The 22,508-nt window shown below is 50.2% G+C and carries 6 protein-coding genes; all 6 read right to left on the bottom strand.

Translation table 11 applies throughout. The annotated features are described in order from the left end of the window. Positions 1 to 127: 127 nt before the first annotated feature. The 6 genes from IPM47_02505 to IPM47_02530 all read right to left on the bottom strand — a co-directional run bounded on the left by IPM47_02505 (position 128) and on the right by IPM47_02530 (position 22,448). Positions 128 to 2,131: a SprB repeat-containing protein gene (locus IPM47_02505; protein ID QQS29848.1), complete on the bottom strand. Its 2,004-nt coding sequence runs from the start codon at positions 2,129 to 2,131 to the stop codon at positions 128 to 130. A gap of 73 nt (positions 2,132 to 2,204) precedes the next feature. Beyond that, positions 2,205 to 7,046 (bottom strand): SprB repeat-containing protein, encoded by a 4,842-nt coding sequence (locus IPM47_02510; protein QQS29849.1) that lies wholly within the window; start codon positions 7,044 to 7,046, stop codon positions 2,205 to 2,207. A gap of 24 nt (positions 7,047 to 7,070) precedes the next feature. Continuing rightward, positions 7,071 to 17,507, bottom strand: a complete 10,437-nt coding sequence (locus tag IPM47_02515; GenBank protein ID QQS29850.1) for a hypothetical protein — start codon at positions 17,505 to 17,507, stop codon at positions 7,071 to 7,073. A gap of 1,106 nt (positions 17,508 to 18,613) precedes the next feature. Further along, positions 18,614 to 19,558 (bottom strand): hypothetical protein, encoded by a 945-nt coding sequence (locus tag IPM47_02520; GenBank protein QQS29851.1) that lies wholly within the window; start codon positions 19,556 to 19,558, stop codon positions 18,614 to 18,616. 9 nt (positions 19,559 to 19,567) lie between these two features. Beyond that, positions 19,568 to 21,355 (bottom strand): hypothetical protein, encoded by a 1,788-nt coding sequence (locus IPM47_02525; GenBank protein QQS29852.1) that lies wholly within the window; start codon positions 21,353 to 21,355, stop codon positions 19,568 to 19,570. Positions 21,356 to 21,386: 31 nt separating this feature from the next. Continuing rightward, entirely contained in the window at positions 21,387 to 22,448 is a 1,062-nt protein-coding gene (locus IPM47_02530; GenBank protein QQS29853.1) for a di-heme enzyme, read from the bottom strand. Positions 22,449 to 22,508: the final 60 nt, after the last annotated feature.

The following is a 22,508-nucleotide window of genomic DNA, read 5'->3' on the forward strand; positions in this document are numbered from 1 at the left end:
ACTCTCGTTTAAGCACGAATTTTTTAGCACTGTTTATTCAATCCATATCCTGAGATATTTTCATTTCTGTAACATTGTTAAATGCTCCCTGCATTCTATCAATCATGCAGGGAGCATTAACACTATTCTAATTTTTGGTTACAGAAACCGGAACACAAATCTGAACCGGACAATTTGAACAAGGTCCGGGAGCAATAACCGGTACATCAAGGAGTTGACAACTATTAGAGATGTCATCTGTGATGGTGATGATTAAATTTCCTCCTGTGATCAAATAATTTAAGCTTACCTGATAAGGAACTCCGTAGGAAATATTGTTTGCTGTTATATCTCCCGAAACAGAGTATGTATTGCTTAATCCATTACCTGTTGGATGAATCAGAACATTAAAATAATCATCAGTTTGTGTATATGTAGTTCCATTATCGTTACAAACCACAACTATCCCTGCATCAAGTAACTCGCAACCAGGCTCTGTCAAGGTGAAGCTCGCTTCGTCTGTACAACCGTTCGCGTCCGTTACCGTTACGCTGTACGTGCCTGCCGGTAAGCCAATTCTATCCTGACTGACAGCCCCATCGCTCCAGATATAGCTGTAGGGCAAGGTACCACCTGTTACCGTTACGTTGATGGTACCGTTGCTGCCGTTCGTGATCGTTACATTCGTCACCGTTCCTGTCATGCTCAACACTTCCGGTTCGTCCACCGTTACACTGATCGTGGCGGTACATTCTCCTTCATCCGTGACAGTTACACTGTACGTGCCTGCCGTTAAACCTGTCCGGTCTTCGGTTGTCGCGCCATCGTTCCACAGGATACTCACCGCTCCTTGGGTGCCTGTTATTGTCAAATCAATACTGCCGTTCGCATCTCCGTTGCACAGTGCATCTTCCGCACTGATGTTCAGCACAATGCCGCAGGGGGGCTCTGTCAGGGTGAAGCTCGCTTCGTCTGCACAGTCATTCGCGTCCGTTACCGTTACTGAGTACGTGCCCGCCGTCAGTCCTGTCCGGTCTTGCGTGGTTGCGCCATCGCTCCAGAGATAACTGTACGGGGTCGTGCCGCCGGTGACACTTACGTCTATCGTGCCGTCGCTGCCGTTCGTGATCGTTACATTCGTCACCGTTCCTGTCATGTTCAACACTTCCGGTTCGTCCACCGTTACACTGATTGTGGCGGTACATTCTCCTTCATCCGTGACGGTTACACTGTATGTGCCTGCCACCAAGCCTGTCCGGTCTTCGGTTGTCGCGCTGTCATTCCATAAAATGGATACACTGCCCTGGGTGCCCGTTATCGTCAAATCAATGCTGCCGTTTGCATCTCCGTTGCACAGCGCATCTTCCGCACTGATGTTCAGCACGATGCCACACGGAGGCTCTGTCAGGGTGAAGCTCGCTTCGTCTGCACAGTCGTTGGCATCCGTTACCGTTACTGAGTACGTGCCCGCCGGTAAGCCTGTCCGGTCTTGTGTGGTTGCTCCATCGCTCCAGAGATAACTGTACGGGGTGGTGCCACCGGTGACACTTACGTTGATCGTGCCGTCGTTGCCGTTCGTGATCGTTACATTCGTCACCGTTCCTGTCATGCTCAACACTTCCGGTTCGTCCACCGTTACGCTGATCGTGGCGGTACATTCTCCTTCATCCGTGACAGTTACACTGTATGTGCCTGCTGATAACCCGGTTCTGTCTTCGGACGTCGCACCGTCATTCCACAGGATACTCACTGCTCCCTGGGTGCCTGTTATTGTCAAATTAATGCTGCCGTTCGCATCTCCGTTGCACAGTGCATCTTCCGCACTGATGTTCAGCACAATGCCGCAGGGAGGCTCTGTCAGGGTGAAGCTCGCTTCGTCTGCACAGTCGTTTGCATCCGTTACCGTTACTGAATAGGTGCCCGCAGTCAGTCCTGTCCGGTCTTGCGTGGTTGCTCCATCGCTCCAGAGATAACTGTACGGGGTCGTGCCGCCGGTGACACTTACGTCTATCGTGCCGTCGTTGCCGTTGGTGATCGTTACATTCGTCACCGTTCCTGTCATGCTCAACACTTCAGGTTCGTCCACCGTTACACTGATTGTGGCGGTACATTCTCCTTCATCGGTGACAGTTACACTGTACGTGCCTGCCACCAAGCCTGTCCGGTCTTCGGTTGTCGCGCCGTCATTCCATAAAATGGATACACTGCCTAGGTGCCTGTTATTGTCAAATCAATGCGCCGTTCGCATCTCCGTTGCACAAGGCATCTTCCGCACTGATGTTCAGCACAATGCCGCAGGGAGGCTCTGTCAGGGTGAAGCTCGCTTCGTCTGCACAGTCGTTTGCATCTGTTACAGTAACACTATAAGTTCCCGCCGGTAAGCCTGTCCGGTCTTGCGTGGTTGCTCCATCGCTCCAGATATAACTGTACGGGGTCGTGCCACCGGTTACACTTACGTTGATCGTGCCGTCGTTTCCGTTGGTGATCGTTACATTCGTCACTGTTCCTGTCATATTCAATACTTCCGGTTCGTCCACCGTTACGCTGATTGTGGCGGTACATTCTCCTTCATCCGTGACGGTTACACTGTACGTGCCTGCCACCAAGCCTGTCCGGTCTTCGGTCGTCGCTCCGTCGTTCCACAGGATACTCACCGCTCCCTGGGTGCCTGTTATCGTCAAATCAATACTGCCGTTCGCATCTCCGTTGCACAGCGCATCTTCCGCACTGATGTTCAGCACAATGCCGCAGGGAGGCTCTGTCAGGGTGAAGCTCGCTTCGTCTGCACAGTCGTTCGCATCCGTGACGGTTACTGAGTACGTGCCTGCCACCAAGCCTGTCCGGTCTTGCGTGGTTGCGCCATCGCTCCAGAGATAACTGTACGGGGTCGTGCCACCGGTTACACTTACGTTGATCGTGCCGTCGTTGCCGTTGGTGATCGTTACATTCGTCACCGTTCCTGTCATGCTCAACACTTCAGGTTCGTCCACCGTTACACTGATTGTGGCGGTACATTCTCCTTCATCGGTGACAGTTACACTGTACGTGCCTGCCACCAAGCCTGTCCGGTCTTCGGTTGTCGCGCCGTCATTCCATAAAATGGATACACTGCCCTGAGTGCCTGTTATCGTCAAATCAATACTGCCGTTCACATCTCCATTGCACAGTGCATCTTCCGCACTGATGTTCAGCACAATGCCGCACGGAGGTTCTGTCAGGGTGAAGCTCGCTTCGTCTGCACAGTCGTTTGCATCCGTTACCGTTACTGAATAGGTGCCCGCAGTCAGTCCTGTCCGGTCTTGCGTGGTTGCGCCATCGCTCCAGAGATAACTGTACGGGGTCGTGCCACCGGTGACACTTACGTTGATCGTGCCGTCGTTGCCGTTGGTGATCGTTACATTCGTCACCGTTCCTGTCATGCTCAACACTTCAGGTTCGTCTACCGTTACACTGATCGTGGCGGTACATTCTCCTTCATCGGTGACAGTTACACTGTACGTGCCTGCCACCAAGCCTGTCCGGTCTTCGGTTGTTGCGCCGTCATTCCACAAAATGCTCACCGCTCCCTGGGTGCCTGTTATCGTCAAATCAATACTGCCGTTCGCATCTCCGTTGCACAGCGCATCTTCCGCACTGATGTTCAGCACAATGCCGCACGGAGGTTCTGTCAGGGTGAAGCTCGCTTCGTCTGCACAGTCGTTAGCATCCGTTACCGTTACTGAGTACGTGCCCGCCGTCAATCCTGTCCGGTCTTGCGTGGTTGCGCCATCGCTCCAGAGATAACTGTACGGGGTCGTGCCACCGGTGACACTTACGTTGATCGTGCCGTCGCTGCCGTTGGTGATCGTTACATTCGTCACCGTTCCCGTCATGCTCAACACTTCCGGTTCATCCACCGTTACACTGATTGTGGCGGTACATTCTCCTTCATCCGTGACGGTTACACTGTACGTGCCTGCCGTTAAACCTGTCCGGTCTTCGGTTGTCGCGCCGTCATTCCACAGGATACTCACTGCTCCCTGGGTGCCTGTTATTGTCAAATCAATGCTGCCGTTTGCATCTCCGTTGCACAGCGCATCTTCCGCACTGATGTTCAGCACGATGCCGCACGGAGGCTCTGTCAGGGTGAAGCTCGCTTCATCTGCACAGTCGTTCGCGTCCGTGACGGTTACTGAGTAAGTGCCCGCCGGTAAGCCTGTCCGGTCTTGCGTGGTTGCGCCATCGCTCCATAAATAACTGTACGGGGTCGTGCCTCCGGTGACACTTACGTTGATCGTGCCGTCGTTGCCGTTCGTGATCGTTACATTCGTCACCGTTCCTGTCATGTTCAACACTTCCGGTTCGTCCACCGTTACACTGATCGTGGCGGTACATTCTCCTTCATCCGTGACAGTTACACTGTACATGCCTGCCGTTAAACCTGTCCGGTCTTCGGTTGTCGCTCCGTCGTTCCACAGGATACTCACCGCTCCCTGGGTGCCTGTTATCGTCAAATCAATACTGCCGTTCGCATCTCCGTTGCACAGTGCATCTTCCGCACTGATATTCAGCACGATGCCGCAGGGAGGCTCTGTCAGGGTGAAGCTCGCTTCGTCTGCACAGTCGTTCGCATCCGTTACCGTTACTGAATAGGTGCCCGCAGTCAGTCCGGTCCGGTCTTGCGTGGTTGCTCCATCGCTCCAGAGATAACTGTACGGGGTCGTGCCGCCTGTGACACTTACGTTGATCGTGCCGTCGCTGCCGTTGGTGATCGTTACATTCGTCACCGTTCCTGTCATGCTCAACACTTCCGGTTCGTCCACTGTTACACTGATCGTGGCGGTACATTCTCCTTCATCCGTGACGGTTACACTGTATGTGCCTGCTGATAACCCGGTTCTGTCTTCGGTCGTTGCGCCGTCATTCCATAAAATGGATACACTGCCCTGGGTGCCCGTTATCGTCAAATCAATGCTGCCGTTTGCATCTCCGTTGCACAGTGCATCTTCCGCACTGATGTTCAGCACGATGCCGCACGGAGGCTCTGTCAGGGTGAAGCTCGCTTCGTCTGCACAGTCGTTGGCATCCGTTACCGTTACTGAGTACGTGCCCGCCGGTAAGCCTGTCCGGTCTTGTGTGGTTGCTCCATCGCTCCAGAGATAACTGTACGGGGTGGTGCCACCGGTGACACTTACGTTGATCGTGCCGTCGTTGCCGTTCGTGATCGTTACATTCGTCACCGTTCCTGTCATGCTCAACACTTCCGGTTCGTCCACCGTTACGCTGATCGTGGCGGTACATTCTCCTTCATCCAGGACAGTTACACTGTATGTGCCTGCTGATAACCCGGTTCTGTCTTCGGACGTCGCACCGTCATTCCACAGGATACTCACTGCTCCCTGGGTGCCTGTTATTGTCAAATTAATGCTGCCGTTCGCATCTCCGTTGCACAGTGCATCTTCCGCACTGATGTTCAGCACAATGCCGCAGGGAGGCTCTGTCAGGGTGAAGCTCGCTTCGTCTGCACAGTCGTTTGCATCCGTTACCGTTACTGAATAGGTGCCCGCAGTCAGTCCTGTCCGGTCTTGCGTGGTTGCTCCATCGCTCCAGAGATAACTGTACGGGGTCGTGCCGCCGGTGACACTTACGTCTATCGTGCCGTCGTTGCCGTTGGTGATCGTTACATTCGTCACCGTTCCTGTCATGCTCAACACTTCAGGTTCGTCCACCGTTACACTGATTGTGGCGGTACATTCTCCTTCATCGGTGACAGTTACACTGTACGTGCCTGCCACCAAGCCTGTCCGGTCTTCGGTTGTCGCGCCGTCATTCCATAAAATGGATACACTGCCCTGGGTGCCTGTTATTGTCAAATCAATGCTGCCGTTCGCATCTCCGTTGCACAAGGCATCTTCCGCACTGATGTTCAGCACAATGCCGCAGGGAGGCTCTGTCAGGGTGAAGCTCGCTTCGTCTGCACAGTCGTTTGCATCTGTTACAGTAACACTATAAGTTCCCGCCGGTAAGCCTGTCCGGTCTTGCGTGGTTGCTCCATCGCTCCAGATATAACTGTACGGGGTCGTGCCACCGGTTACACTTACGTTGATCGTGCCGTCGTTTCCGTTGGTGATCGTTACATTCGTCACTGTTCCTGTCATATTCAATACTTCCGGTTCGTCCACCGTTACGCTGATTGTGGCGGTACATTCTCCTTCATCCGTGACGGATACACTGTACGAGCCTGTCACCCAACCTGTCCGATCTTCGGTCGTCGCTCCGTCGTTCCACAGGATACTCACCGCTCCCTGGGTGCCTGTTATCGTCAAATCAATACTGCCGTTCGCATCTCCGTTGCACAGCGCATCTTCCGCACTGATGTTCAGCACAATGCCGCAGGGAGGCTCTGTCAGGGTGAAGCTCGCTTCGTCTGCACAGTCGTTCGCATCCGTGACGGTTACTGAGTACGTGCCTGCCACCAAGCCTGTCCGGTCTTGCGTGGTTGCGCCATCGCTCCAGAGATAACTGTACGGGGTCGTGCCACCGGTTACACTTACGTTGATCGTGCCGTCGTTGCCGTTGGTGATCGTTACATTCGTCACCGTTCCTGTCATGCTCAACACTTCAGGTTCGTCCACCGTTACACTGATTGTGGCGGTACATTCTCCTTCATCCGTGACGGTTACACTGTACGTGCCTGCCGTTAAGCCTGTCCGGTCTTCGGTCGTTGCGCCGTCATTCCACAAGATACTCACCGCTCCCTGGGTGCCTGTTATCGTCAAATCAATACTGCCGTTCGCATCTCCGTTGCACAAGGCATCTTCCGCACTGATGTTCAGCACGATGCCGCACGGAGGCTCTGTCAGGGTGAAGCTCGCTTCGTCTGCACAGTCGTTTGCGTCCGTTACCGTTACTGAGTAGGTGCCCGCAGTCAGTCCTGTCCGGTCTTGCGTGGTTGCTCCATCGCTCCAGATATAACTGTACGGGGTGGTGCCACCGGTGACACTTACGTTGATCGTGCCGTCGTTACCGTTGGTGATCGTTACATTCGTCACTGTTCCTGTCATGCTCAACACTTCCGGTTCGTCCACGGTTACTCTGATTGTAGCGGTACATTATATTTCATCCGTGACGGTTACACTATACGTGCCTGCCGTTAAACCTGTCCGGTCTTCGGTTGTCGCGCCGTCATTCCACAAGATACTCACCGCTCCCTGCGTGCCTGTTATTGTCAAATCAATGCTGCCGTTTGCATCTCCGTTGCACAGTGCATCTTCCGCACTGATGTTCAGCACGATGCCGCAGGGGGGCTCTGTCAGGGTGAAGCTTGCTTCGTCTGCACAGTCGTTCGCATCCGTTACCGTTACTGAGTAGGTGCCCGCAGTCAGTCCTGTCCGGTCTTGTGTAGTTGCGCCATCGCTCCAGATATAACTGTACGGGGTGGTGCCACCGGTGACACTTACGTTGATCGTGCCGTCGTTACCGTTGGTGATCGTTACATTCGTCACTGTTCCTGTCATGCTCAACACTTCCGGTTCGTCCACCGTTACACTGATTGTAGCGGTACATTCTCCTTCATCCGTGACGGTTACACTATACGTGCCTGCCGTTAAACCTGTCCGGTCTTCGGTTGTCGCGCCGTCATTCCACAGGATACTCACCGCTCCCTGAGTGCCTGTTATCGTCAAATCAATGCTGCCGTTTGCATCTCCGTTGCACAGCGCATCTTCCGCACTGATGTTCAGCACGATGCCGCAGGGGGGCTCTGTCAGGGTGAAGCTCGCTTCGTCTGCACAGTCGTTTGCGTCCGTTACCGTTACTGAGTACGTGCCCGCCGGTAAGCCTGTCCGGTCTTGCGTGGTTGCTCCATCGCTCCAGAGATAACTGTACGGGGTCGTGCCACCTGTGACACTTACGTTGATCGTGCCGTCGCTGCCGTTCGTGATTGTTACATTCGTCACTGTTCCCGTCATGTTCAACACTTCCGGTTCGTCCACTGTTACACTGATCGTGGCGGTACATTCTCCTTCATCCGTGACGGTTACACTGTATGTGCCTGCTGATAACCCGGTTCTGTCTTCGGTCGTTGCGCCGTCATTCCATAAAATGGATACACTGCCCTGGGTGCCTGTTATCGTCAAATCAATGCTGCCGTTTGCATCTCCGTTGCACAGCGCATCTTCCGCACTGATGTTCAGCACAATGCCGCACGGAGGCTCCGTCAGGGTGAAGCTCGCTTCGTCTGCACAGTCGTTCGCATCCGTTACCGTTACTGAGTACGTGCCCGCCGTCAGTCCTGTCCGGTCTTGCGTGGTTGCTCCATCGCTCCAAAGATAACTGTACGGGGTGGTGCCACCGGTTACACTTACGTTGATCGTGCCGTCGCTGCCGTTCGTGATCGTTACATTCGTCACCGTTCCCGTCATGCTCAATACTTCCGGTTCGTCCACCGTTACACTGATTGTGGCGGTACATTCTCCTTCATCCGTGACGGTTACACTGTACGTGCCTGCCGTTAAACCTGTCCGGTCTTCGGTTGTCGCCCCGTCATTCCACAGGATACTCACCGCTCCCTGCGTGCCTGTTATCGTCAAATCAATGCTGCCGTTCGCATCTCCGTTGCACAGTGCATCTTCCGCACTGATGTTCAGCACAATGCCGCAGGGGGGCTCTGTCAGGGTGAAGCTCGCTTCGTCTGCACAGTCGTTTGCATCCGTTACCGTTACTGAGTAGGTGCCCGCCGTCAGTCCTGTCCGGTCTTGCGTGGTTGCGCCATCGCTCCAGAGATAACTGTACGGGGTCGTGCCTCCGGTTACACTTACGTTGATCGTGCCGTCATTGCCGTTCGTGATCGTTACATTCGTCACCGTTCCTGTCATGCTCAACACTTCCGGTTCATCCACCGTTACACTGATCGTGGCAGTACATTCTCCTTCATCCGTGACGGTTACACTGTACGTGCCTGCCGTTAAACCTGTCCGGTCTTCGGTCGTTGCCCCGTCATTCCACAGGATACTCACCGCTCCCTGGGTGCCTGTTATCGTCAAATCAATACTGCCGTTCGCATCTCCGTTGCACAGCGCATCTTCCGCACTGATGTTCAGCACGATGCCACACGGAGGCTCTGTCAGGGTGAAGCTCGCTTCGTCTGCACAGTCGTTCGCATCCGTTACCGTTACTGAGTACGTGCCCGCCGGTAAGCCTGTCCGGTCTTGTGTGGTTGCTCCATCGCTCCAGAGATAACTGTACGGGGTCGTGCCGCCGGTTACCGTTACGTTGATCGTGCCGTCGCTGCCGTTCGTGATCGTTACATTCGTCACGGTTCCCGTCATGCTCAACACTTCCGGTTCGTCCACCGTTACACTGATTGTAGCGGTACATTCTCCTTCATCGGTGACAGTTACACTGTACGTGCCTGCCGTTAAACCTGTCCGGTCTTCGGTTGTCGCCCCGTCGTTCCACAGGATACTCACCGCTCCCTGCGTGCCCGTTATCGTCAAATCAATGCTGCCGTTCGCATCTCCGTTGCACAGTGCATCTTCCGCACTGATATTCAGCACGATGCCGCAGGGAGGCTCTGTCAGGGTGAAGCTCGCTTCGTCTGCACAGTCGTTCGCATCCGTTACCGTTACTGAATAGGTGCCCGCAGTCAGTCCGGTCCGGTCTTGCGTGGTTGCTCCATCGCTCCAGAAATAACTGTACGGGGTCGTGCCGCCTGTGACACTTACGTTGATCGTGCCGTCGCTGCCGTTGGTGATCGTTACATTCGTCACCGTTCCTGTCATGCTCAACACTTCCGGTTCGTCCACCGATACACTGATTGTGGCGGTACATTCTCCTTCATCCGTGACGGTTACTGAGTATGTGCCTGCCACCAAGCCTGTCCGGTCTTCGGTCGTTGCGCCGTCGTTCCATAAGATGCTTACCGCTCCCTGGGTGCCTGTTATCGTCAAATCAATGCTGCCGTTCGCATCTCCGTTGCACAGCGCATCTTCCGCACTGATGTTCAGCACGATGCCACACGGAGGCTCTGTCAGGGTGAAGCTCGCTTCGTCGGCACAGTCGTTGGCATCCGTTACCGTTACTGAGTACGTGCCTGCCACCAAGCCTGTCCGGTCTTGCGTGGTTGCTCCATCGCTCCAGAGATAACTGTACGGGGTTGTGCCGCCGGTGACACTTACGTTGATCGTGCCGTCATTGCCGTTGGTGATCGTTACATTCGTCACTGTTCCCGTCATGCTCAATACTTCCGGTTCGTCCACCGTTACACTGATCGTGGCGGTACATTCTCCTTCATCCGTGACGGTTACACTGTATGTGCCTGCCGTTAAACCTGTCCGGTCTTCGGTTGTCGCGCCGTCATTCCATAAAATGGATACACTGCCCTGTGTGCCCGTTATCGTCAAATCAATGCTGCCGTTCGCATCTCCGTTGCACAAAGCATCTTCCGCACTGATGTTCAGCACGATGCCGCACGGAGGCTCTGTCAGGGTGAAGCTCGCTTCGTCGGCACAGTCGTTCGCATCCGTTACAGTAACACTATAAGTTCCCGCAGTTAACCCTGTCCGGTCTTGCGTGGTTGCTCCATCGCTCCAGAGATAACTGTACGGGGTGGTGCCCCCTGTGACACTTACGTTGATAGTGCCGTCGTTGCCGTTCGTGATCGTTACATTCGTCACCGTTCCCGTCATGCTCAACACTTCCGGTTCGTCCACCGTTACACTGATTGTGGCGGTACATTCTCCTTCATCCGTGACGGTTACTGAGTACGTGCCTGCCACCAAGCCTGTCCGGTCTTCGGTCGTCGCACCATCGTTCCACAGGATACTCACCACTCCCTGGGTGCCTGTTATCGTCAAATCAATGCTGCCGTTTGCATCTCCGTTGCACAAGGCATCTTCCGCACTGATGTTCAGCACGATGCCACACGGAGGCTCTGTCAGGGTGAAGCTCGCTTCGTCTGCACAGTCGTTTGCGTCCGTTACCGTTACTGAGTACGTGCCCGCCGGTAAGCCTGTCCGGTCTTGCGTGGTTGCTCCATCGCTCCAGATATAACTGTACGGGGTCGTGCCACCGGTGACACTTACGTTGATCGTGCCGTCGCTGCCGTTCGTGATCGTTACATTCGTCACCGTTCCTGTCATGCTCAACACTTCCGGTTCGTCCACCGTTACACTGATCGTGGCGGTACATTCTCCTTCGTCGGTGACGGTTACACTGTAAGTGCCTGCTGTTAAACCTGTCCGGTCTTCGGATGTCGCCCCGTCGTTCCATAAGATGGATACACTGCCCTGAGTGCCTGTTATCGTCAAATCAATACTGCCGTTCGCATCTCCGTTGCACAAGGCATCTTCCGCACTGATGTTCAGCACGATGCCGCACGGAGGCTCTGTCAGGGTGAAGCTCGCTTCGTCTGCACAGTCGTTTGCGTCCGTTACCGTTACTGAGTACGTGCCCGCCGGTAAGCCTGTCCGGTCTTGCGTGGTTGCTCCATCGCTCCAGAGATAACTGTACGGGGTCGTGCCGCCTGTGACACTTACGTTGATCGTGCCGTCGTTGCCGTTCGTGATCGTTACATTCGTCACTGTTCCCGTCATGCTCAACACTTCCGGTTCGTCCACCGTTACACTGATTGTGGCGGTACATTCTCCTTCATCCGTGACGGTTACACTGTACGTGCCTGCCGTTAAGCCTGTCCGGTCTTCGGTCGTTGCGCCGTCATTCCACAAGATACTCACCGCTCCCTGGGTGCCTGTTATCGTCAAATCAATACTGCCGTTCGCATCTCCGTTGCACAAGGCATCTTCCGCACTGATGTTCAGCACGATGCCGCACGGAGGCTCTGTCAGGGTTGTAGTACATGAAGTGGTACAATTATTCGCATCTGTAACTGTAACGGTATAAGTTCCAACTGTAATACCAGTAATCTCTGATGTCGTTGCTCCATTACTCCACAAATATGTATAAGGTGTCGTTCCTCCACTAACACTTGCGTTTGCTGCTCCATCACTGCCATTTGTTATACTCACATCCACTTTACTGCAAGTTACCAATAATTCTAACGGCTGGGTGACAGTCTCGCTTGTTACCGCCGTACAGTTGTTTGCATCGGTTACCGTTACTGTGTAAGTTCCTGCTACTACTCCGCTTATATCTTCCGTGGTCGCTCCATTAGACCAAAGATAACTATAGGGGGTCGTTCCTCCACTTACCGTCAGGTTCACTCCACCCGTCGGTCCGCCGTTGCATAGTACCGGGGTCATTGTCGTGCTTACTGCCAACACCGGGGGTTGATTTACCGTTGCACTCGTCACTGCGGTACAGTTGTTTGCATCGGTGACTGTTACGGTATAAGTACCCGCTGCCAAGCCGGTCAGGTCTTCGGTCGTTACGCCTCCACCCCAGTTATAGGTGTAGGGGCTTGTGCCGCCGGTTACTGTTAAATTGATTGCGCCTGTCGAGTTACCAAAACACAATACATCTGTCACGCTTGTTGATAAAGATAAGGCTGCTGCCGGTTGGGTTACCGTTGCGCTCGTCACTGCTGTACAATTATTTGCATCGGTGACTGTTACGGTATAAGTGCCTGCAGCCAAGCCGGTCCGGTCTTCGGTGGTTGCACCTCCCGCCCAGCTATAGGTATAGGGGCTTGTACCGCCGCTTACCGTTAAGTTGATTGCACCGGTAGAATTACCAAAACACAATACATCAGTTACAATCGTTGATAAAGATAATCCTGCTGCCGGCTGAGTTACCGTTGCGCTCGTCACTGCTGTACAGTTGTTTGCATCGGTGACTGTTACGGTATAAGTGCCCGCAGCCAAGCCGGTCCGGTCTTCGGTAGTTACGCCTCCCGCCCAGTTATAGGTGTAGGGGCTTGTGCCACCGCTCACCGTTAAGTTAATCGCACCGGTAGAATTGCCAAAACACAATACATCAGTTACAATCGTTGATAAGGATAATCCTGCTGCCGGCTGAGTTACCGTTGCGCTCGTCACTGCTGTACAGTTGTTTGCATCGGTGACTGTTACGGTATAAGTACCCACAGCCAAGCCGGTCCGGTCTTCGGTGGTTGCTCCTCCAGCCCAGCTATAGGTGTAGGGGCTTGTGCCACCGCTTACTGTTAAGTTGATTGCACCGGTAGAATTACCAAAACACAATACATTCGTCACGCTTGTTGATAAAGATAATCCTGCTGCAGGCTGGGTTACCGTTGCGCTCGTCACTGCGGTACAGTTGTTTGCATCGGTGACTGTTACGGTATAAGTGCCCGCAGCTAAACCCGTCCGGTCTTCGGTCGTTACGCCTCCCGCCCAGCTATAAGTGTAGGGGCTTGTGCCGCCGGTTACCGTTAAGTTAATTGCACCGGTAGAATTTCCAAAACACAATACATCAGTTACAATCGTTGATAAGGATAATGCTGCTGCAGGCTGAGTTACCGTTGCGCTCGTCACTGCGGTACAGTTGTTTGCATCGGTGACCGTTACATTATAGGTGCCCGCAGCCAAGCCGGTCCGGTCTTCGGTCGTTACGCCTCCACCCCAGCTATAGGTATAGGGGCTTGTGCCACCGGTTACCGTTAAATTGATTGCACCGGTAGAATTACCAAAACACAATACATCAGTTACAATCGTTGATAAGGATAATGCTGCTGCCGGCTGAGTTACCGTTGCGCTCGTCACTGCGGTACAGTTGTTTGCATCGGTGACCGTTACATTATAGGTGCCCGCAGCCAAGCCGGTCCGGTCTTCGGTCGTTACGCCTCCAGCCCAGCTATAGGTATAGGGGCTTGTACCGCCGCTTACCGTTAAGTTAATTGCACCGGTAGAATTTCCAAAACACAAGACATTCGTCACACTTGTTGATAAGGATAACCCTGCTGCAGGCTGGGTTACCGTTGCGCTCGTCACTGCTGTACAGTTGTTTGCATCGGTGACTGTTACGGTATAAGTGCCCGCAGCTAAACCCGTCCGGTCTTCGGTCGTTACGCCTCCCGCCCAGCTATAAGTGTAGGGGCTTGTGCCGCCGCTTACTGTTAAGTTAATCGCACCGGTAGAATTGCCAAAACACAATACATTCGTCACACTTGTTGATAAGGATAATGCTGCTGCCGGTTGGGTTACCGTTGCGCTCGATGTCCCGGTACAACCGTTTGTATCAGTTACTGTTACCGTATATGTGCCTGCAGCTAAACCCGTCCGGTCTTCGGTCGTTATGCCTCCACCCCAGTTATAGGTGTAGGGGCTTGTGCCACCGGTTACCGTTAAGTTGATCGCACCCGTCGAATTTCCAAAACACAATACATTGGTTATTGTCCTGGATAAGGATAAGGCTGCTGCCGGCTGGGTTACGGTTGCGCTCGTCACTGCGGTACAGTTGTTTGCATCGGTTACCGTTACGTTATACGTGCCCGCAGCCAAGCCGGTCCGGTCTTCAGTCGTTACACCTCCACCCCAGTTATAGGTGTAGGGGCTTGTGCCACCGGTTACCGTTAAGTTGATCGCACCCGTCGAATTTCCAAAACACAAGACATTCGTCACGCTCGTTGATAAAGATAATGCTGCTGCAGGCTGGGTTACGGTTGCGCTCGATGTCCCGGTACAACCGTTTGTATCAGTTACTGTTACCGTATAAGTGCCTGCAGCTAAACCCGTCCGGTCTTCGGTGGTTATGCCTCCGCCCCAGTTATAGGTATAGGGGCTTGTGCCACCGGTTACCGTTAAGTTGATCGCACCCGTCGAATTTCCAAAACATAAGACATTGGTTATTGTCCTGGATAAGGATAATGCTGCTGCCGGCTGGGTTACCGTTGCACTCGATGTCCCGGTACAACCGTTTGCATCGGTTACTGTTACCGTATAAGTGCCCGCAGCCAAACCCGTCCGGTCTTCGGTCGTTACACCTCCGCCCCAGTTATAGGTGTAGGGGCTTGTGCCGCCGGTTACCGTTAAATTGATCGCGCCTGTCGAGTTGCCAAAACACAATACATTGGTTATTGTCCTGCTAAGGCTCAACACCGGAGGTTGTGTTACGACATAACTGGCTACGGCTGTACATTCAACAGTTTCTGTAACTGTAACGCTATATGTACCCACTGCAAGCCCTGTTATACTTTGAGTAGTAGCACCGGTACTCCATAAATATGTAACCGGTATTAAATTTCCACTAACCGTAACAGTAGCAGTGCCATTGCTCCCCCCATTACAACTTACATTTGTACCGCTACCAACTGCCGAAAGATTACAGACAGGACGGAAACCAATATCAAATGTATGATCAGTTTTTCCATTAGTTCCCAGTGTAGCAGGAACTCTCGGTCGAGCTGCAATTAACGCAGCATCATTGTCCCGAACATTTGGTTGTCCGGCTCCTCCAATATTACTCAAAGTCAATTGATAACCCAACAAATCTGCAATCCCTGCCCCACTAAACCAATCTGAAGAACCTACCTGAACGGTATAGTTTGTATTAGGAAGCAACCCGGTAGCTCCGTTCAGGTTGACATTGCTTGAATTAAAATAATAATTACCGGTCGAATTTGTTGTTGTCGTACCAACCAAAGTCCCATCGGCAGGATTTCCGTCTCCGTTCGGATCTGTATAAAGTTCTAAAGAAACATTGGCAATTGCCGTTTCAGCCGGGTCCTGAATGCCATTTAGGTTGCTATCCAGCCAAACAAAATTACCAATTTCTAAAGGTGCCAAATCGCATAAAAGCTCTACTTCCCCCAATCCATGCGCTTTCCCAAATGGATTTGCTGCACCGGATAATAAGGTAATTGATTTATAACGCGGCAATCCGCTTCCGGCTAAATTATACCAATCCACACCATTCGTAAATGCCGCTGTTCTTGAATCCATAACAGGAACCACCATTGTATTCTGACGCATTAAAACTGCCAAACCACCCATTCCTGTTTCTTCATGATAATAACCATCTTCCGGCCCGTAATTATCATTTCCAAACCAGGGTTCGGAAGTACCGCTTGCCGTACTGGGGTCCGTAAAATTTGCAATGTTTAAAGTCCAACCTGCGCCTGTATTTTTGGTTGCCATAAGCAGGTCTCCAAAAGCATCACTCGTGCGAAGCGTAAAAGGGCTGTTCGGTTGTGGTGCACTCCTTCCGCCCTGATCGCCCCATCTGTCCCGAAGTGCTAAGATCATATTTCCTGCGGCATCGAACTCAATATCCGTTAACATAGGTTGTGGGTACCCTGATTCCTGAGACGAACTTACCGTAGGAGTCGGCCATACATTACTATTCAACCACGGCTGCCAGGTGGCAGGGCCGTAACAAGTCGAATTTAGTCCAAAGCCACATCCCCTGTTATATACTAACGAAAAATCCAATTCCTTAGTAAAGGTTGTGGCAACAATATCATAAGAATAAACCAACCCCCGTATAGGTCCGCCATCCTGTCCATTGGTAACCAGCCCTATATACACTTTACCTTTTCTAAACTTCAACCCAAATGGTCGAATTTCAGCATTGGTTATACCTGAGGGCAGATTTGGTAGCGGGCTACCTACCGAAGCAAGTGGTATAACAGTTACCTGTGAAGATAAAGTAGGGGCTACCGGATTCGTAGGGTCTGAACCCAAAGGAATACGATACAGAGATCGGTCGTTAAGATTAACTGCCCATAAACTGAGTTCGTCATCTGATATATCTAAATCTCCAAAAGACACACGTCCGACCTGATTAAAAGCATTTGCATCAATGACATCTCCTCCTGAAGTTTGGGTAGTGAAGTTATGAGGGTCGGTTCCTGCAACAGAAGAACCGAACAGGGTATTTAAATTGACAAACAAGGATCCCGATAACAATCCATCATGTGGATTTGGCACGCGGTAAATAGCACCGGGGCCACCGGGGCCAAATCCGGTAAACCGTCGCATATAAGCGGTAACAAACAAGTTTTTTGAACTCCGTTGATAGGCTAACCCAAGCGTAGTACCCAGAACATTGGCGACCGCCTCGGGAGAGGATAAAGAAGGGTCGTTGCTTTCATTGGCAGAAGCTGCAGCATTATATGCAACCGATACTATCACATTATCGGTTCCTGAATTATTACCCTCTACAAATCGGTTGGTTGCAAACCGCGGGTCGGTTTGGCAATATAAAACCGGATCCATTAATCCAAAGTTGATGTTACAACCGCTTGCTGTGGCAAACTGAACCGAGGTTTTGCTGTCTGTACCTGCAAAAGTTTGTTCATATTCTGTTGGGCCATTGGTAAATTCTAACCTGTAGCGAGATCCGTTTGTCATGGATGCACTTTCAAATATATAGTTGCCATCCGCAGTTGAAGTGGCTGTTCCTACCAAGGTATTTGAAGCAGAATAAACTGATATTGTTACTCCTGATATCGGTTGATCTATCCCCGTATTAAATGCGCCATCCTGACCATAATCTAAGAAAACTTTACCACCTATGTATGGTACTGTAACCACGGTTGGAGGACATGGAGCTTGGCCGAATAACATTTCAGATGTCAGAATAGCCGTTAATAATAAACCATAATTTAAAAAGCCCTTGTAAAAGATATTCATGGAATTGATTTTTTAAACGCCAATACAGAATTGAATTTGAGGCCCCAATACAACCAGCTTGCACAAGCTGAAACTGTAATATGTGGTTGTTTTTGCGCTATTTTGCCCAAAACAAACATTTTACACAAGGCTCTAAAACAAATTCTGTGCCGAATACTTGACTAAGTACTTTTCTCACTTTGTTCTTGCTTAGCTCCATTCACCGTTTTTTGAAGTTTTATTGCCGGGAGGTTTTCTCTTTCTATATTCCAGTATCTTGTTTCAATGAATCAAACCCCTGAATGTGTACAGCTTGAATAATTTTAAAATTCTATTGCATGAAAAAATATGCAACTTCTGTATCTTAATTCAACCTAAAAGAGTAGAATTACCAATCCAAATTGATTCTGCTTGTGGTCAGATAAAAAATCGGTTACCAATAAAACTTATGCTTTGTAGAACCGGGAGATTCGCCCTAAGACCAGGGAAAAAGCCTTTTATTAAAGAGTGCTTTTTAGACAGTTGCAGATGCTGTTGTTATAGGGCTAACTTTGCATGGCATGTATTGGAGGGTTGCGAAGATGTCAGGGTTACTCCATTTTTTTTGCCAATCATTGCATTTTAACAAGATTTTCGGCTAAAATTAAGGTTGACAATACGTTCATGCAGGGGTGCAATGAGTTATTGCAGGGGCGATTTAACGTGTTGCAGAGGGACATCAGGCTATTGCAGAGGGACTTTGATGCTTTGCAGGGGTGCAATGAGTTATTGCACAGGCGATTTAACGTGCTGCAAGGGGATATTAGGGCAATGCAGAGGGGCTTTAATGCTTTGCAGGGGTACAATGAGTTATTGTACAGGCGATTTTAAGCGTTGCAGGGGGATTCTAAGTGAATGTAGGGAGGCTTTGGAGCTTTGTGGAGAGACTTAAAGCTTTTGAACAGGTTGTTTTCACCCAAATCCATTCCATTTTTTAGAACTTGAATGATGCGCTCTTTATATTGATTGCAGGTTTTTTATAGCCCAATTATATTGAACAAAACATCGAACTTAGTAGGCCTATGCACCGGACAGGGTGCTGCTAACCGGCAAGGGAATTTGAGGGATGAAAATATTTTCCTTTAGAATTATTCAAAACCAATCAGGAACCACTTGTTAAGTTTTAAATCATAAGAGAAATAATAGGTTGTTTCCGGCTTTTCGGTGGGTGCTATCAAATTATAGTAAAACTCTAATCCGGTAATTTGCAAATCGCCGTTTGGAAGAGGTTTTATTCGCCTGACTCGGTCATCCCCTCTTTGCCCCATTCCTTCAATGGAGAATTCAAACCTCGGTTGTCCTGTAAAATTACCCAAACTATCCAAAGCCAGAGAAAATACATCCCCGCTTCGGGCTTTGCCAAAATACAGGCGTTTTTCACCGGTAGAGCGGGCAACTGCCAAACCGAAAGGATCTACGTTATCGTATTGTGCAGTAATGGTTTGTGTGGCAATATCAATATGTACAAGTTTGCCGATTTCGTTTTGTGCATCAGAACCGAACACGGAAGAAGCATAGAGCGTATGGTTGTCGCAATCATAAAAAATGCCAAGCAAACCATAAGGGTTGGCAGGATTATACCGGTCGTCCGGTGCGTTGTGTGGAATTTGAAAAAATGCCTTTAATTCCGCAGTTTTCGAATCTACTTTAAAAATAGTATTCTGATCGGACTGCGGGTTATAAAGTACGGATACCATAGGAGCCGGTATTGCAAAGATATTTCCTGCATAATCAAGGACAAAAGCACCAAGATAACCGGCATCATCCCAGGTTGGGTGTTGATAGGTATTTGTTCTGTTAGCACCGGGGTCTTTTGCCGACTGAAGTTCTATAACCGTCAAGCCGCGAAGCTTTTTTTCAGTTGTGCTTATCGCTGCTTTTGCGGGGTTGATGTTTGGAATTTGATGTAGAAATATCGGGTTGTTTCTACAATCGGGGGGGGCTACAGGAATTTTCTTCGTTTCAGTATTCTGAGCTGAAATCCCTGAAAGTGCAAAATAAAGTGCAACAAAAAGGATGAAATTCTTTTTCATGGCAGGAGTTTAAGGTTTAAAAGGCACGAACATAGGTCCGGACATACAGGGAAATGTTTTCACCTTAATGATGCCATTTTCAACGTAAGACTGTGCCCAACAGTATTCTTTTCCGGGCGTGTCATCGTTTTTAAGTTGTGGAACATACCACAAAACCAAAGTGCTGTTTTCGATGGATTCAGGTTCCGGTTCAATAAATTTTTCAGGGCCTTGTCTAAAGTCTGCATTACAACAAGGTCCTATCGTAATGAGGTCGCTGTCTCCTTCGTCCTTGTCGGGATGGTGTTTGGTGATATAGGTGAACGCCTCATCTCCTCTGCCATTGTCGTTAAACTGCCCTGTGTTTGCTTCAATATAAAATCCATTTTTGTTGGAAGCGGCAAGCTTATATTGATAGCCTTCCGAAGTATAGTTTGTTTGTAAATGCTGCAACTGCCATTGTTCTGTTGTCCATGGATGCCAGTTGTTATTTTTCCATTCATAGAATTTATTAAAATCAGGGGCAAATGCGATTCGGGTTACCGGGCGGTAAGTGCCGTCGTTTCCACAACCTCTGCCAAGACTTCCTACCGATACTCTAAACCGCCCATCGTTGTAAAACTCATAACGTTGCAGGTAGTTGTAATTGCAGGGAGCCGGCCAACCTTCGCTAAAGAAATTCTGCTCAAGAGCAAAACCGGTATTTACCCCGTCCTCTTCAATGTTTTTAACCTCCGGAGGTGTGATGGCGACAACTGCGGCCTGACTAAACATCGGACAACCAATTGCATCCGAATAGCCGAAGCCATCTGCATTGGAATAACTGACATGAAAATCTACCAGTTTAGCGCTTTGCAGGATCAGCTTGTTTTTGTACATTACATTGCTGACCCGCAAACCATCCGAACTCGTCAGGGTAAAATTCATTCTCCAATTGTTTTGAACCAACAGGGAATCCTTCAGGCAATAACATTCCATCATATTTGCATTTTGATATCGCCGCTCTGTTACCGCCTGACTATCACCCACATTGGTCCACCGCGAACCAACCAGTTTCAGGTCGGTTAAATCAACAATTGCCCATAGTGCTTTGTCGCCTTTTACAAAAGTAGGGGCTATGCACAAATGTAAACTGCGCTCACACCGGCTTCTGTTCAGGGCTGTCTTGGTATTGGACATCAACGCTGAATCCGGCGTAGGTTTAAAACCCAATGCCTGCTGCACCTGAGCCGATTCCGTGGCTATGTGTAAAGCAAGAGCAACCAAATGTGGCGGTATATCGGGTTGCATATTCGGATAATGATTGACCCAAATCATTTGAGAACTATTGATATCTGCAATAGCCACAGTCGCCAGGTTCAACCCGTAATTATACATCTCAATTCTGAACAGATTGCCAATGTTTCGCATACCATCCGGCAGATCGCTCTGTCGGGCGGGGTAAATGCCGAATATTTCATTCAGGTAGGGTAGGTTGTCCTGACTTCGCGTGTGTTGTATAAAGGTTTCCGAGCGAATGGCAAGGTGTTGTGCAAACAATTGCTTTTCACTAATACCTTCTGATAAAAGTAACACCGGAATTTTCTGTTGAAGTGCCTGTTCAATCGCGGCTTTTCTGTTTAAAATGATACTATCTTTTTGCTGACCGGATGATGTACCGGTTTTGAGGTAGGAGATATCCTGTTGCTTGTTGGTCTCAGTTGGCAGTTTTGCCGATGGTTGTTTCCCGACAGAGCAAGCCGGTATCAATATTGTAAAAAGAAGCGCAAAGAACCAGAATTGGCTAAGGCTGGCCCTGTTAATTTGTTTTACAATCATGTTAGTCAGAAAATGGTGAAAATAAAAAAGATTAATGGGTAAATGGGTCTGAAAACTTAGGATTGGTCATCAAGGACGTATCGTTCAGGCTCATCAAAAAATCAATCAAATCTTCCTTTTCTTGTTTTGTAAGATTGAGCGGAGCAATATCTTCGTTTTTGTACGGATTATCTTTCCCATCTCCTGTATCCAAAGCGCCATCCCAGTTACGTCCGCCGCGATCGTAAATTTCTATCACCTCCTCTAAAGTGCGGGCACTTCCATCATGAAAATATGGGGCAGTAAATGCCAGGTTGCGCAAGGACGGGGTGCGGAATTTACCCATATCTGCACTTTGTTTGGTAAATGCAATCAATCCCTGATCGTGTATGGGGTATGCTCCGGTTGATCCTGCATTGTATAATCCCACATTTGCAAAATTTCCTTCTGCTCCTTCCTTCTCGGGAGTTTGATTAAAGTTGGGGCCTGCATGGCAGTTAAAACATTTCAACCGGTCGGACGTAAATAACAACCAACCTCTTTCGGCACTTTCGCTCATAGTGCCGTTGTTAAAGGGTGTGTTAAACGATTCGATGCTGTTACAAAACTGAGCCAAAGCCTTAATGGCATTGTCCATAGTTATTGCGTTTTCACCGTAAGCCTGTTGGAACATTGCCGGATAGAGGGTATCCCTTTTTAACCGGTTCAACACCTCCTCTTCATGTCCTTTTAACCCCATTTCGGGCGGGCTGTCGCCAAACATCGGAAGCAACAACTGTTGTTCAAGGGTTTCCAAAGCCGGATTGTCCCAGGTAAACGAGCGGTAATAATCCAGATTGAACAAAGGCAGGCTATTGTGCTTAACCATATCTCCAAACAAACCCGGGCTGCGGCGATGACCATCGGTAAAGGCAAATCGCTGGTCATGGCAGGTAGCGCAGGACTTCTCCCCTGTTGCTGAAAGCCGGGAATCGTAAAAAAGATGCCGTCCCAACTCGGTGGCAACTTCTTGATTGCCCTTTGTTTGAGGAGGCTGCCCTATTGTCAACATCGAACTGATTGCTAACGGTAATCCAACTATCAGCAACGCAAGATTAAACCAGTTGAATTGCATGGCAATAACTTTGATCTATAACCAAAACACCTTATTTCAGTATAAAAACAATCGGGTTAT

It is taken from the genome of Sphingobacteriales bacterium, from assembly GCA_016700115.1.
GTDB lineage: Bacteria > Bacteroidota > Bacteroidia > Chitinophagales > UBA2359 > UBA2359.